This is a genomic window from Pseudochrobactrum sp. sp1633 (assembly GCF_030376605.1).
Classification (GTDB): domain Bacteria; phylum Pseudomonadota; class Alphaproteobacteria; order Rhizobiales; family Rhizobiaceae; genus Pseudochrobactrum.
This window is the reverse complement of the sequence record NZ_JARRAE010000015.1, coordinates 20,499-34,250: the sequence shown is the minus strand read 5'-3', so window position 1 is coordinate 34,250 and position 13,752 is coordinate 20,499. Positions and strand designations below refer to the sequence as shown.

The 13,752-nt window shown below is 52.3% G+C and carries 10 protein-coding genes; 1 reads left to right on the top strand and 9 read right to left on the bottom strand.

Annotated elements, in window-relative coordinates; all coding sequences use genetic code 11:
• Window positions 1–8 precede the first annotated feature (8 nt).
• On the bottom strand, window positions 9–1,709 hold the full coding sequence (locus P8H26_RS14675) for an amidohydrolase (RefSeq protein WP_289633894.1): 1,701 nt from the start codon (window positions 1,707–1,709) through the stop codon (window positions 9–11).
• Between the two features lie 530 nt (window positions 1,710–2,239).
• On the opposite strand from P8H26_RS14675, the gene P8H26_RS14670 reads away from it, so the two are divergent.
• Window positions 2,240–3,184 carry an AraC family transcriptional regulator gene (locus P8H26_RS14670; RefSeq protein ID WP_289633893.1) on the top strand — a complete coding sequence of 315 codons (945 nt, stop codon included), beginning with the start codon at window positions 2,240–2,242 and terminating at the stop codon, window positions 3,182–3,184.
• A 65-nt stretch (window positions 3,185–3,249) separates the two neighbouring features.
• Here P8H26_RS14670 and P8H26_RS14665 read toward each other — a convergent pair whose 3' ends face one another.
• The 8 genes from P8H26_RS14665 to P8H26_RS14630 form a co-directional block, all read right to left on the bottom strand.
• Window positions 3,250–5,646 carry an aldehyde dehydrogenase family protein gene (locus tag P8H26_RS14665; RefSeq protein ID WP_289633892.1) on the bottom strand — a complete coding sequence of 799 codons (2,397 nt, stop codon included), beginning with the start codon at window positions 5,644–5,646 and terminating at the stop codon, window positions 3,250–3,252.
• A gap of 12 nt (window positions 5,647–5,658) precedes the next feature.
• Window positions 5,659–6,618 (bottom strand): deoxyribose-phosphate aldolase, encoded by a 960-nt coding sequence (gene deoC / locus P8H26_RS14660; RefSeq protein WP_022709622.1) that lies wholly within the window; start codon window positions 6,616–6,618, stop codon window positions 5,659–5,661.
• 177 nt (window positions 6,619–6,795) lie between these two features.
• On the bottom strand, window positions 6,796–7,722 hold the full coding sequence (rbsK, locus tag P8H26_RS14655; protein ID WP_289633891.1) for a ribokinase: 927 nt from the start codon (window positions 7,720–7,722) through the stop codon (window positions 6,796–6,798).
• Window positions 7,723–7,795: 73 nt separating this feature from the next.
• On the bottom strand, window positions 7,796–8,878 hold the full coding sequence (locus P8H26_RS14650) for an aldose 1-epimerase family protein (protein ID WP_289633890.1): 1,083 nt from the start codon (window positions 8,876–8,878) through the stop codon (window positions 7,796–7,798).
• Between the two features lie 4 nt (window positions 8,879–8,882).
• Window positions 8,883–9,890 carry an ABC transporter permease gene (locus P8H26_RS14645; protein WP_289633889.1) on the bottom strand — a complete coding sequence of 336 codons (1,008 nt, stop codon included), beginning with the start codon at window positions 9,888–9,890 and terminating at the stop codon, window positions 8,883–8,885.
• Window positions 9,891–9,907: 17 nt separating this feature from the next.
• Window positions 9,908–10,885, bottom strand: coding sequence for an ABC transporter permease (locus P8H26_RS14640; RefSeq protein WP_289633888.1), 978 nt, complete (start codon window positions 10,883–10,885; stop codon window positions 9,908–9,910).
• A gap of 10 nt (window positions 10,886–10,895) precedes the next feature.
• Window positions 10,896–12,413, bottom strand: coding sequence for a sugar ABC transporter ATP-binding protein (locus P8H26_RS14635; RefSeq protein WP_289633887.1), 1,518 nt, complete (start codon window positions 12,411–12,413; stop codon window positions 10,896–10,898).
• Between the two features lie 172 nt (window positions 12,414–12,585).
• Window positions 12,586–13,632, bottom strand: coding sequence for an autoinducer 2 ABC transporter substrate-binding protein (locus tag P8H26_RS14630; protein ID WP_289633886.1), 1,047 nt, complete (start codon window positions 13,630–13,632; stop codon window positions 12,586–12,588).
• Window positions 13,633–13,752: the final 120 nt, after the last annotated feature.

The window sequence follows — 13,752 nt, the reverse complement described above, 5'->3', positions numbered from 1 at the left end:
CTGTGCATTTATTGCGCTGTGGCAGGTGTCTCCCGCAAATTATCATAAACAACATGCCCGTTAACAATGGTGAGAACAGAGCGGACACTGTCAATTTCATCGGCGGGCATTGTCAGATATGGTTTATCCAATACGGCCAGATCAGCCAGTTTTCCCGCTTCCAGAGTGCCACGGGTTTTTTCCGCAAATCCGATCCATGCTGCATTTTTCGTATAAAGCTCGAGTGCTTCTTCGCGGCTCAGCAACTGGTCACGGGGTTTTTGAATAGCGCCGCCGAGCGACCGGCCGGTGACATGATATTCAATTGCCTGCCAGACACCAAAAACACCGATGCGTGTGGAATCCGTGCCGCCCGCGACCAGAATATCTTTATCTATTGCTGCGCGGGTTGGCGGGGATTTGGCTGCAACCTCTGCTCCGTTGGCTTTCAGAATAGCAGGGCCTTCAAAATACGGCCCCATCTGAACCGTGTAGGAAAGGCCGAGCTTTTTCATCCGCTCCAGTGTGTTTTCCGAACCGGTATTCAGATGCGCCAGCGACCAACGCAAGTCTTTAAGAGGATGCGTTGTGTTGACTGCCTCAAACACGTCCAGAATATCGCTGGCCGCATCATCCGTATAGGCATGAATTTCCAGAGGAATTTTTCCTTCCGCCGCAAATGTTGCAACCTTGCGCAATTCGTCTTTTGCTTTTTGCGAGGACTGAAAACCGGGGCCCATCTGCACACCGTCATTCATGGCAGCGACAATGGATTCACCAATGCCGACAAAACTGACCATGCCGGTATCATAATAAGGCTGGCGGAATGCCATGATATTTTCAAACCATTCAGCTTCCGCACCCGGTTTCATCGCCGGAATGCGATATCCGGCGCGAATGGTGAGTTTGCCCGCGCGCTGGAGTGCGAACAATGCCTCATAAGCAGAAGACGGGCCTGCGGAAGGGTCGATAAAGCCGGTCATTCCGGCGCGGTTGAGGTCTGAGAAAAATATTTGCAGGCTTCGCAATCTCTGTTCATTGTCCGCAGGTGCGATGGCGGAAAACAAGGCGTTATAACTGCCGATATGTCCCAGCAGTTTTCCGGTTGCTTTGCCATGCGCATCCCGTTCAACTGTAATGCCTTGCGGCAACGCCGGTGCAGCCTCATTGAGCCGCAGAACTTCGATGCCCTTATCATTGACCAGAGCATAGTCGTAAAGATACTGAACATATACCGGATGGTCGGGAACCGCAGCGCTCAATTCTGCCACGTTTGGAGCACGTTTTTCTTCAAATTGCTCGGGCAACCACGAGCCGACAACGGCAACCCACTCATCTTTCTGCTTGCCTGCTGCGGCTTCTTGCAGCGCCGTCAATGCATCGGATAATTTTGTTTTATCATACCAGTAAGTCTCAAATGTATAAGTCTGTCCGCCGCGGATGGCATGAATATGCGTATCAACCAGACCGGGAATAACGGTTTTGCCTTTCAGGTCGATGATACGGGTTTCATTGGTTTTAAGACGATCTGCCAGTGCGTCATCACCGACTGCGATAATCTTCTGACCTGAGATTGCCAGCGCTTGTGCGACAGGCTTTTCCTCATCCATCGTGATGATATTGCCATTATAGAGAATGAGATCCGGGCTTGCATCAGCGGCTGCCGCTGCATTGATGAGCGGCAATAGGCCAGCAAATACAAGGCTTGTGGTTTGAAGAAGATGTCTCATGGCTTCATAATCCTGTCTGAAATTTTCTCAGTTATCGTCCTCTGCTAATGAAGATAAAACGAACTAAAAAAATGTGTAGACCGGATTTTACGCTTAAATGTCCTGAAAGCAGGACAATAAAGGTTTTCGTCGCTGCCTGCGTGTGACGGTGTAAAAATATTTAAAAATACAACTTCAGATTGTTAATTTTTATGGAAGCCACAATCAAGGCTTTTTGCAGCTTCGTGAGATGCGCTATTTGCAAAGAGAGTTTGTTTATAAAAATAACATTAAATTCAATATTTTATTGAAAATATTGCTACCAGAATAAAAAATTCTGTCCGCGTTAATTTTTTAATTGCCTGATAATTACAACCTATGGTAGATATTTTGTTAATTGCACAATCAAGCAGAAAATTCGCGTTGCGTACAGAGTCGTGCTGCTGAGCTGAACCTTTTCGAATGGCCTATGGCCAAGGAGGGGGCCGGCAGCCCTAGCGTAAAATTCCATAACGGATGAGTAAATAATGTTTAATTTATTGGGGTGAGAAATGAACGCTTTATTTACAGACAGTTCAACGGATATACCGGCTGAAGTACGGGGAACATTGTTTCGTGAAACTGGGGCAGATTTAAATAATACTATTTCGGATACATTTAAAAATCTGGTTCATTATAACAATCAGATTGCCTATATCGTCAGCCACAGCGGAAAATTCATCTATAATCATGATCATTATGTTGTGATAATTACCCTTGCTGCTATGAAAGATCTGCACTGGTCTTTACAGGGTAAATTCGGGGAAAGTTTTGATGCACCTGCCGGTTCGGTGCTGATTATTCCGCAAGGCGCGGACTATGTTATGAGCTGGCCGATTGAAACGGACTATATCCAGATTGCGCTGGATAACGATCTGCTGGGCAATTTGCAGGACATAACCGGCGGTTTGTCCCTCAAAGAATTGTTTCCCCATCCGACAAGACTGCCAAATCCGAAAGCGCTGCTGATTGCCAATCTGTTTCGTGCAGAATTGTTAAAAAATGCACCGGTCAGTGCGGGATATATCAAAGCTTTGCTTTCTGTTCTGATGGTGCAACTGGTGCAGAACCATTCTTTCCTGAGGGCAGGAAGCGGACGGCAGGAGAGCGGCGGGCTGTCCTATCAGGCATCACGGCGTATTGAAGCTTATTTGCGCGAAAACTATATGCGCAAATTATCAATTGCAAAAATGGCGGATGTATTGGGCGTGTCCGGCGGGCATTTTCTGACATCATTCCGCGAGAGTTTTGGCCAGACACCGCACCAGTTCCTGCTCATGCTGCGGTTGAATGCAGCTGAGGAGATGCTGGTTGGCACGGATATTTGTTTGGCTGAAATTGCGGACAGGGCGGGTTTTTCCAGCCAGAGTCATATGACAACGGCACTGAAAAAATGCCGGATGGTGACACCGGGCGAATTGCGCCGCAAACGGCTCAGTTCAGGCAAGGCCAGTTGAGGCACAATAACAGACGTATAAAAAAAGCCGCCATCTGACATCAGATGGCGGCTTTTGTTTTCAAATTAAGCGCCGTATGGCACCCAGATATTCTTCACCTGCACGGCACGGCGCAGATAGTCTCGTCCTTGACCCTGTGCTGTATCCAGCCAGTTGCGCTGACGGCCATTGTTCACCCATGTGGCTTTGAGATTGCCGGTTGAGGCTTTCTCGACCAAAGCGCTACCTGCCTGCGTGCCGACATACCAGAGGCTTGAGACTGAATCATGCTCTGCCAGAGTTTTGGCCAGCACATCCCGTTCACCGGTGACGAGATTGACCACACCGGCGGGTACGTCTGATGTATCCAGAACCTGATAGAAAGCACCGGCGATCAGCGGATGACGACCGGACGGCACAACCACAGCGCGGTTGCCCATAGCAATCGCTGGCAGGATCAGCGAGATCATGGAGAGCAGCGGCAATTCATCCGGACAGACAATACCGGTTACGCCCCAAGGCTCATTCATCGCCAATGTGACATGACGCGATTTGGTGGAGTGAACGGCTCCGTCAAACTTGTCGGCTTGTGCGGCGTAATAGAAAATACGACGGATCGAAGCGTCGAATTCTTCTTCTGCCTTTTTCTCGGAAACACCGGTGCTGGCGGTGAGCAATTCAATGAATTCAGCACGGCGCTGCTCGAGATTTTCACCCAAATAATACAGAACCTGCGCACGGTTATGGGTGGTTGCACCGCCCCATGATCCGGCTTTGGCTGCTGCTTCCACGGCATTACGGATATCTTTGCGGCTGCTGAGCGGTGCTTCGCCGATGACAACATTGCCTTTGCCGTAAACCGCATAGCTTGCGCCGCCATCTGGACGCGCCTGCTTGCCGCCGACATAGTTTTTCATCGTGCGGTCGATGGAACCGGCAGCCACTTTTTCACCGGCGACAGGCAGAGCGGAGAAAGATGATGCATCGGTTTCTTTGATGAGCGGCAGGGCTTTTTCCCAGTCGCTGACCAGATATTCATAGAGCCCTTCGCGCCCGCCTTCACGACCGAAACCGCTTTCGCGATAACCGCCGAAACCGGCACCGGCATCAAGCATATTGGTGCAGTTGATCCAGACAACACCGGCTTTAACGGAGGCTGCAATATCCAGAGCGGTATTGATATTTTCCGACCAGATCGAAGCGGCCAGTCCGTAAGAGGTGTTGTTGGCCAGCGCAATGGCTTCCGCCGGAGTACGGAAGGTTGTTGCGGCTGCAATCGGGCCGAAGATTTCAACCTGACAAACGGTCGAAGCCTGATCAACTTCTGTGAAGAAGCCCGGAGCGATGAAGCTGCCTTTGGCTGGCAGGGCATTTGGTGTCTGCCACAGCGCGCCGCCTTCTTCCACGCCTTTGGCAATCAGTGCGGAAATACGCTTCACCTGCAACGGGGAGACGATTGCACCGACATCAGTGGATTTATCCAACGGATCACCAACGCGGATTGTTTCAAGACGCTTGCGCAGTTTGGCATAAAACCGCTCGGCAATGCCTTCCTGTACCAGAAGGCGGGAACCTGCACAGCAAACTTCGCCCTGATTGAACCAGATCGCATCAACCACGCCTTCAACCGCGCTGTCGAGATCGGCATCTTCGAAAACGATGAACGGTGACTTGCCGCCGAGTTCCAGCGACAGCTTTTTGCCGGAACCGGCAATCTGCTCGCGGATGACACGGCCGACATTGGTCGAGCCGGTAAAGGCAACCTTGTTAACATCGTCATGGTCGCAGATCAGCGCGCCGGTTTCACCGTCGCCCTGTACGATATTGACCACACCGGCAGGCAGACCAATTTCATGGCAGATTTCCGCAAAGGCAATCGCTGTCAGCGGGGTCAGATCGGCAGGCTTCAGCACAACCGTATTACCGGCAGCCAGAGCAGGGGCGATTTTCCATGCCAGCATCAAAAGCGGGAAGTTCCACGGGATCACCTGACCGCAGACGCCGACAGGGGAGAAGCCACGGAACTCGTCTTCCACCATCTCAGCCCAACCGGCGTGATGATAGAAATGACGAACAGCAAGAGGCACATCAATATCGCGGCTTTCGCGGATCGGTTTGCCGTTATCCATGCTTTCCAGCACGGAAAAGAAGCGCTCACGCTTCTGCAGATGACGGGCAATCGCGTAGAGATATTTGGCGCGCTCATGACCGGAGAGTTTTGACCATTTGCCAAACGCTGCGCGCGCGGCTTTGACAGCTGTATCAACGTCTTCCGCAGTGCCCTTGGCAATGCCTGCCAAGCGCTGCTCCGTTGCCGGATTGATGACATCAATAATTTGCGCATTGCCTGCATCGGTATACCGGCCATTGATGAAATGACCAAATGGCGCGGAATGATTTTTCAGCCATGCAACAACATCGCTATTGGCTTCGGGAGACGGACCATATTCCATTGTGTTCAGAATATCCTTGATCTGTGCCATTGTCGTAATTCCTTATGCCGCAGCGTGACGGGAGAGGTCGGCATAACGGCCGGTCACATAATGTTCGAGCTGACGTTCAATATCGCCGAGCAATGAGGATGCGCCGATGCGGAACAGATCCGGCTGCAGCCAGTCATGTCCCAGCTCTTCCTTCATCATCGACAACCAGACGAGAGCTTCCTTGGCGGTACGCAGGCCACCGGCAGGCTTGAAGCCGATAATCTGACCTGTGAGCTCGCCGTAATCGCGCAGCGCACGCACCATAGTCAGGCTGACGGGCAGGGTCGCGTTGACTTCTTCTTTGCCCGTTGAGGTTTTGATGAAGTCGGAACCGGCCTGCATTGCAACCATCGATGCCTTATAGACATTGGTCAGTGTCTGCAGATCGCCGGTTGCAAGAATGGCTTTCATATGGGCTTCGCCGCAGGCTTCACGCATCGCAGCCATTTCATCATAAAGCGCCTGCCAGTTCTGGGTCAGAACATGCTCGCGGGTGATGACGATATCGATTTCCTTCGCGCCTTCTTCAACCGCATAGCGGATTTCAGCGAGACGCAACGGCAGCGGGATAAGACCGGCAGGGAAGCCGGTGGCAACGGAAGCAACGGGGATATTAGTGCCTTCCAGCGCTTTAACCGCATGGGGAACCATTGTCGGATAAACGCAGACCGCACCGGTGGTGATATTGGCATCAGCGAGGCCAAGACCTTCCAGAATATCAGCACGGATCGGGTTTTTGGCTTTGGCGCAAAGGCGGCGAACACGACCGGCAGTGTCGTCACCGGCCAGGGTTGTCAGGTCAATGCACTGGATGGCGCGTACCAGCCAGGCAGCCTGATATTCCTTTTTCACCGAGCGGCGGGCAGGAATGGTTGCGGCACGGCGCTCAAGAGCCGAGCGGTTGACGTTGATATCGTCAAACCATTCGGTTTTCAGCGGGGTTCCGGTGTTACGTGCATGAGAAGTGCTCATCGTATATCCGTAAAATTGGGGTGCAATCAGAGGCCAGTTCTGGGTGGAAGCAAGCTGCCCTGACAGGTTTCCGGCTACGGGGGTAAAACCGGAAAGCTGTCAGTTCCGGTGATTGCACCGGTTAAATCAACGCGCTGTACTGCCTGTTATCAGGCGTTTGGCGCAGCATGTTTAGTTTCAGCTATGGCTTTTGCAGAACTCTGCAAACTCTTCGAGAGACGCATAGGATTTCTGCGTGCCTGTCTTGGTGATGCTGTCGGCGGCATAGAGGCTTGCGCTTTTGAGCGCTGCCACCACATCGCCATGCTCGGCATAGAACCGTGCGAAAGAGCCGATAAAGGCATCGCCTGCGCCGGTTGTATCTTTAGGAGTGACTTTGACCGGTGTGATATTGATCACATCATCAGCCGTCACTAGACGCGCGCCGCGGCCGCCGAGCGTCACGATGACAGTGCGGATGCCTTTGGCAATCAGCGAGCGGGCAGCGGCAATGGTTTCATCATCCGTCGATGTCGGCATGCCGGAAAGCAGCGCCAGTTCGGTTTCATTCGGCACGAGGAACGACACCTGACGGATGCGCTCAGGATCAAGATCAGCCGCAGCAGGTGCCGGATTGAGAATGGTTTCAATGCCGTTGGCCGCTGCAAAAGCGATGGTGTGGTAGACAGTCTCGACCGGCACTTCCATCTGCATCAGGATCAGGCCGCATTGTTTCAGATCTTCCGCTGCATCATCCACATCCTGTGGGAGCAGATCGGCATTGGCGCCTTTAACAATGAGAATGGAGTTTTCACCGCTTTTATCGACAAAAATCGGGGCGACACCGCTGGATTTGCCTTTGATGACGCCAACATGCTTTGTGTCGATGCCGGCTTTTTTCAGGTTGAAAATGGTGTTGTCACCGAAGATATCATCGCCGACTTTGGTCACCATCATCACATCGGCACCAAGACGTGCCGCAGCAAATGCCTGATTGGCACCTTTGCCACCGCAGCCCATATCAAACAAAGGCGCTTCCAGCGTTTCGCCCAAGACCGGCATACGATCCATATAGGTAACCAGATCGACCATATTGGAACCGACAACAGCGATTTTTTTCGACATCAGAACTACTCTATCTCTTTGTTTTCGCACTTAATCTTATTCGGAACATTATCAACCGCTCCGGATCAGTGCCTTAAAGCGCAGTAATCATCTGCTCAAATTCATCAGCCTCGGCAGGTGCCAGATAGCCGAGACGCACAGGGAAGCGCGCGCGCTCACCCGGTGCCAGCAGGCGCACATTGCCTTTGGCTTTTTCTGCCAGATAACCTTCCGGTTCGCAGGTGGCAGGCAGAGCAAAAGCAGCAACCTGCGCATCGCCGTTGACCAGCACCCAACGCACACATTTCGGGAAATCTTCGGCAGGATAGGAGATGGCAAAAGCCTCGCCCTGTTCCAGCTTCATCATCTGATGAACAATGCCGTTTTCATCCTGCTTCAGGTTGCGCAGATAGAAAACCTGCTCAGGATCATAACGATCAGGATCGTCCAGCACTTCCATCACGGACGGGTCTTTCGCCAGCTCGTCAATCAGCGCGAGATAGTCAGGATTTGGTGTCACATGCGCAGGTACGGCAGTGCGCACTTTGGTGTCTTCCGATGAGAAGGATGTTGGCTGAATGATGCGGGCATCTTCGTCATAGGCGAAGTTGACATGGCACATATACATCAGTTCCATCGGGGCGTAGGAGAGGTTCTCCACGTCCATTTCGATGTCGAACAACGTGTCATCCGCATAGAGGCGCACGCTCGGCCGTGCCAGATAATGCGCGCCGAAACCCATCACATATTCATATTCGCCGGTCACTTCGACATAGGCACCCTGATCGTCTTCACCGAAGATAAGACCGGCAATGTCCATTTTGGCACAAGGCATTTCACCATGCGCCGCATGGGTGTCCTGTGCAGAAGGCACGCCATTGCGCAGCATACCGGAATGGAAGGCAAAGCAGCCATAGGTTTCGGCAATGGTTGCAGCCGGACGCGGCATAGCAAAGCTGTTGCCCATCGTCAGGTCGATGCCGTCAAACTCCGCACCCCAGACCATCTGTCCCATATAGGGCAGAACGATCAGATGGCCGCGCTGATTTTCAATCATCAGCGCTTCAACGCCGGTGGCATAGCGGAATGCTGTGACAGTCAGGTCTTCCGAAGACGCAATTTCATGCGGTCTGTCGGTGAAATCCTGACGGCGCAGATGAATGGAAAGTTCCTGCATGGCTCTACCTGTCTGAATTGCGGAATGCATTGATTGCAATCACCAGAATGAGGAACGCGCCCCAGATGAAATCAATCAGGTGATTGGAGAAACGCAGCATCTGGAAACCGGATGACAGCAGCATCAGCGCCACAAGCGCAATACCCACACCCAGTACACGCCCTTTACCACCGGCAGGATTGGTGCCGCCGAGCACGGCTATCAGCACTGCCTGTAGCAGATAAGATGCGCCATAATCGGATTTGGCAGCATTGGTACGGCCGGACAGGATGATACCGGCCAGCGAGGCGAGCATACCTGTGAGCATGTAGGAATAGAGGATCATGCGGTCTTTTTTCAGACCTGCAAATACGGCCGCTTTCGGATTGGTACCAATCAGCATCAGATTGAGGCCGAGAGTGGTGCGGCTGAGCAGCAGGGCTACAAGGCCGGAAACGCCGACAAAGATGATGAACGGGGTGGCAACACCGAAGATTTTGCCGTTGCCAATCATGTTCCATGCATCAGGAAAGCCGACAATCGCAGGGCCGCCGGTGAGTACCAGTGCTAGCCCCATAAACACCTGACCGGTGCCAAGCGTGGCCAGAATAGGCGTGATGCGCAATTTGGCAATCAATATGCCGTTGACCAGCCCTGCCACCAGCCCCACCAGCAAGGCCAGCACGACGCCGATCACCGTATAGAGCAGCATATTGCTGTCGGAATTTTGGGCGGCCTGCACCATCGTTGAGTGAAAATAGACACCGGCGAGAATGCCGGAGAGATTGGCAATGCCGACAACGGACAGGTCAATACCGCCGGTCAGCATTGCGATCATCATGGCAATCGACAGAATGCCGAGTTCCGGCATGATGTAGCTGATCGATTCAAAATTGTAATAGCGCAGGAACTTATCCGGATTGAGCCAGCTCATAGCTGCAAAAACCAGCACAGTGATAATCACCAGCTGCAGGATATTGCGATCCATATTGGCTGGGCTTAGAAAGCGGCGCGTATCGATATCTTTTTTCATGTTTTTATCCCCGCCGCTCAAACCAGATTTTTCCGGTCACGCCAGGCTGTCGTTGCTGTGGCGATGATAATGATGAGACCAACGACAACTTTCTGCCATGTGGTGTCGACTTTCATGATGATCAGCGAGTTTTTGACCATCACCAGCATGAAAACACCGAGCAATGTGCCAAGCACCGAGCCGCGACCACCAAAAATCGAAGCGCCGCCAAGTACAACCGCAGCAATCACTTCCAGCTCAAGGCCGGTAAAGTCACGCGGATTGGCAAGCCAGATCATCGAGGAATGCAGCAGACCTGCAAAACCGGCCAGCGCACCAGCCACACAATAGACCACGAAAATGGTTTTAGCGGTGCTGAAACCAACGCGTTTTGCCGCTTCCGGTGAACCGCCATAGGCATAAATTGAGCGGCCGATCATGGTATATTTCAGCATCAGATGAATGAGCAGCGCGATGCCGAGATAGACCAGCACCATTGCCGTGAGGCCGAAATTTGTACCGGTGGCCGAGGTCATGGAAACGACATCGGTCTTGCCGAATTCGATCAGTTCTTTCGGCATCTTGTTGATGTTGACGATACTGGTGCCGACCAGACCAAGCACCAGACCACGGACAATAGAACCGGTGCCGAGTGTCACGATCAGCGGGATCATGCGGAACTTGTAAATAATTGCCGCGTTGAAAGCGCCGAGCGCCAGACCGATCAGCGTTGCCGCGATAAACGGAATAACCACACCATCATAGCCGATGGCGACCATAGCTTTGACGGTCAGATACATCGCCGCAATCGCAAAAGCGGTGAAAGACACGTCAATCCCGCCGGAGATCATCACCAGCAACACGCCGAGCGCCATGATGCCGATCACGACATTGGAGCGCAGCAGGCCGAACATATTATCCAGCGACCAGAAGGCCGGATTGATAAAGCCGATGGTGATCATGGCCAGCAGAAGAACGCAGGCGATGATAAATTCTGTTGTTTGATAGAACTTCATGACCGGTTCCTCAATTCAATGTCTTCAGCCGGTCATTGACGGCATCTTCAGTCATGGTGCTGCCGGACAATTCATCCACCAGCTTGCCCCGATGCATCACGACAACACGATTACAATTCTGCACCAGTTCCGGCACATCATCGGAGATCATCAGCACAGCAAGGCCGTTATCGGTCGCGAGCTTGCGGATAATCCCGTGAATCTGCGCCTTGGAGCCTACGTCCACACCAACCGTTGGGCCGTTGAGGATCAGCACTTTTGCACCGGTCAAAAGCCAGCGGGCAAGCACGACGCGCTGCGCATTGCCGCCCGACAGATGATTGACCGGCGTATGGGGGCCGGGCGCTGCGATCTGCATGGCGTCAAACATTTGCTTGGTGACCTGATCAACCTTTTTACGGTTGATGAAGAGGCCGCTCACCATCTTATCCAGCGAGGTCACAATAATATTGCGCTCAATCGACTGGGTGAGGAACAGACCTTCCGTGAGGCGGTCTTCCGGCACATAGGCAATGCCGAGATCAATGGCTTCACGCACCGATTTCGGGTGAATGCTTTTGCCTTCGAGCTGCATTTTTCCGGTGCATTGCGGCAGCATGCCAAAGAGCGACAAGGCAAGCTCTGTACGGCCGGAGCCGATCAGGCCGGAAATACCGACAATCTCACCGGCATGCAGCGACAGGTTTACACCATCGAGCAGCACATTGCCGGTTACGGAATTCTTGGCCTTCAGGTCTTCAACTTTAAGAACCGGCTGTGCGGTCTGGTCTTTTGGCTGCCACACATAGCTGTCCGGCTTCAGATCAAGGCCGGTCATCGCACGGGTAATGGCCGGTTCATCAAACTCGGCGATCGGGCCTTCGGCCACTTTTTTACCATTGCGGAATACAGTGAGACGCTCGCTGATTTCCAGCATTTCGCGCATTTTGTGGCTGACAAACAGCACGGCAATGCCCTGTGCCTGAATATCGCGCACGATTTTGAAAAGTGCATCCACCTCATGGCGGGTCAGCGCGGTTGTCGGCTCGTCCATGATGATGAGGCGCGCATCGGCCATCACTGCACGGGCAATGGCAACAATCTGCTTGCCGGAAGTTGGCAGCGTATCAACAGTCGCGTCGAGATCAATCGTCACATCAAGGCGGTCGAGTGCCTTCTGCGCCAATTCACGCACTTGTTTCCAATTGACCACCTTGCGGTCCTCAATCAGAAAAGTGTTCAGCGCCAGGTTTTCGGCAACTGTCAGATTTCCGAACAGGGAAAAGTCCTGATAAATCACCTGCACACCGTGGTGTACGGATTTAACAGGATTGAGTTTACCGACGGGCTTGCCGTCGATCAGAATTTCGCCGTCCTGCGGGGTGTATACGCCGGACATAACCTTAATAATGGTTGATTTTCCGGAGCCGTTTTCACCGGCAAGACAATGGATTTCACCGCGCCGGATGGTCAGCGACACATCGTCAAGGGCTTTCACGCCCCCGAAGCGCATGCCGATATTGCGCAGTTCTATCAGATTTTCAGTCATAGTGTTCCTGCCTGTGACAGAACGGAATGTTCTCGCAGAGCCGGAGCATTTCACAGTCAGCTTGAACCAACGTGACTGTGAAATGCGACCATTAAAGAAACCGGAGCGTCATCCGCTCTGGTAAAAAACAGAGGCGGCAACAAGATTGTTACCGCCTCCGGCTCGTTACAGATTAAAAGTCGTATTCAGCCATGTTGTCTTTGGTTACGCCAACCCAGCCTGCGCCATAGAGCAGATGCGGCTGTGCAGCATCCGGTGCGAGCAGAGAGTTGTAACCTGCAAGGCCAAGATCCAGACCGGCTTTGATCTGGTCATTTTTCTTTTCCAGAGCAGCAACAGCCAACATGTTCATGGCATAACCGGCAACAGCAGGATCCCAGAACTGGATATACTGAATATCGTCGTTTTTCAGATATTCACCGGCAACCGATGGGAGACCTGTTCCTGCGAAGAAGACTTTGCCTTTCAGGCCGCCTTCAGCGATCAGACGACCGGCACCGGCGGATGTCGGCATCGGCGCACCCAGAATACCGGTAATGTCCGGATAGGTGGTCATTGCTTCTTTCAGCTTGGTGTAGTCGGTATTGGCATCGTCATAGGTTTCCAGACGTTCTGTTGCCTGTGCCATTTCAGGGAAATTGGCTTTCTGATATTCCACAGCGCCATCAATCCAGTCCATCTGGGACTTGGAGGTGAGGCTGCCAACGGTAGCAACATATTTGCCTTTACCGCCCATATATTCACCAAGCTGCTTCATCAGATTGGCACCATAAGCCTTATTATCAAAGGCTTCGATGTCGAAATCCACATTCTTGATGTTGGAAGCTTCGTGGGAGATAACCACGATACCACGTTCACGGGCTTTTTTCAGAACCGGCTCAACCGCTTCAACCGAGAATGGTACGATGGTGATAGCGTCAACGCCCTGTGCAATCAGGTTTTCAACGATCTGCACCTGAGCGGCGGCATCGGCCTGACTTGGGCCAACCATCCATACGTCATGGCCGGTTTCGTCTTTAAACTGTGCCACACCGTCACGCATACGGTCGAACCAGGCAATACCATCAACCTTAACAACGGTTGCAATGGTATATTTCTTATCATTGGCCGTGGTGATGAGGTCTTTATTGACCTTGGATGTATCAATCACGCCATCAGCAAAAGCTGACGGAATGGCAACAGACATTGCAATTGCAACAGAAGCGAGAAGTTTTTTCACGCGATCCTCCCTGAGAAACTCTACCTGTTAAACATCTTGTTATCCGATAATTCCCGTCACCCCCGGATCATGAAATTATCAGACAATAAGACGGATATTATTTTGTTAGTATCCGATCAT

Bases quoted from the DNA above. Each gene is read 5' to 3' on its own strand.
- deoC (WP_022709622.1), bottom strand. From the start codon at position 6,618: ATGAGCACTTCTCATGCACGTAACACCGGAACCCCGCTGAAAACCGAA.
- rbsK (WP_289633891.1), bottom strand. From the start codon at position 7,722: ATGTCGAAAAAAATCGCTGTTGTCGGTTCCAATATGGTCGATCTGGTT.
- P8H26_RS14640 (WP_289633888.1), bottom strand. From the start codon at position 10,885: ATGAAGTTCTATCAAACAACAGAATTTATCATCGCCTGCGTTCTTCTG.
- P8H26_RS14650 (WP_289633890.1), bottom strand. From the start codon at position 8,878: ATGCAGGAACTTTCCATTCATCTGCGCCGTCAGGATTTCACCGACAGA.
- P8H26_RS14665 (WP_289633892.1), bottom strand. From the start codon at position 5,646: ATGGCACAGATCAAGGATATTCTGAACACAATGGAATATGGTCCGTCT.
- P8H26_RS14645 (WP_289633889.1), bottom strand. From the start codon at position 9,890: ATGAAAAAAGATATCGATACGCGCCGCTTTCTAAGCCCAGCCAATATG.
- P8H26_RS14670 (WP_289633893.1), top strand. From the start codon at position 2,240: ATGAACGCTTTATTTACAGACAGTTCAACGGATATACCGGCTGAAGTA.
- P8H26_RS14675 (WP_289633894.1), bottom strand. From the start codon at position 1,709: ATGAGACATCTTCTTCAAACCACAAGCCTTGTATTTGCTGGCCTATTG.
- P8H26_RS14635 (WP_289633887.1), bottom strand. From the start codon at position 12,413: ATGACTGAAAATCTGATAGAACTGCGCAATATCGGCATGCGCTTCGGG.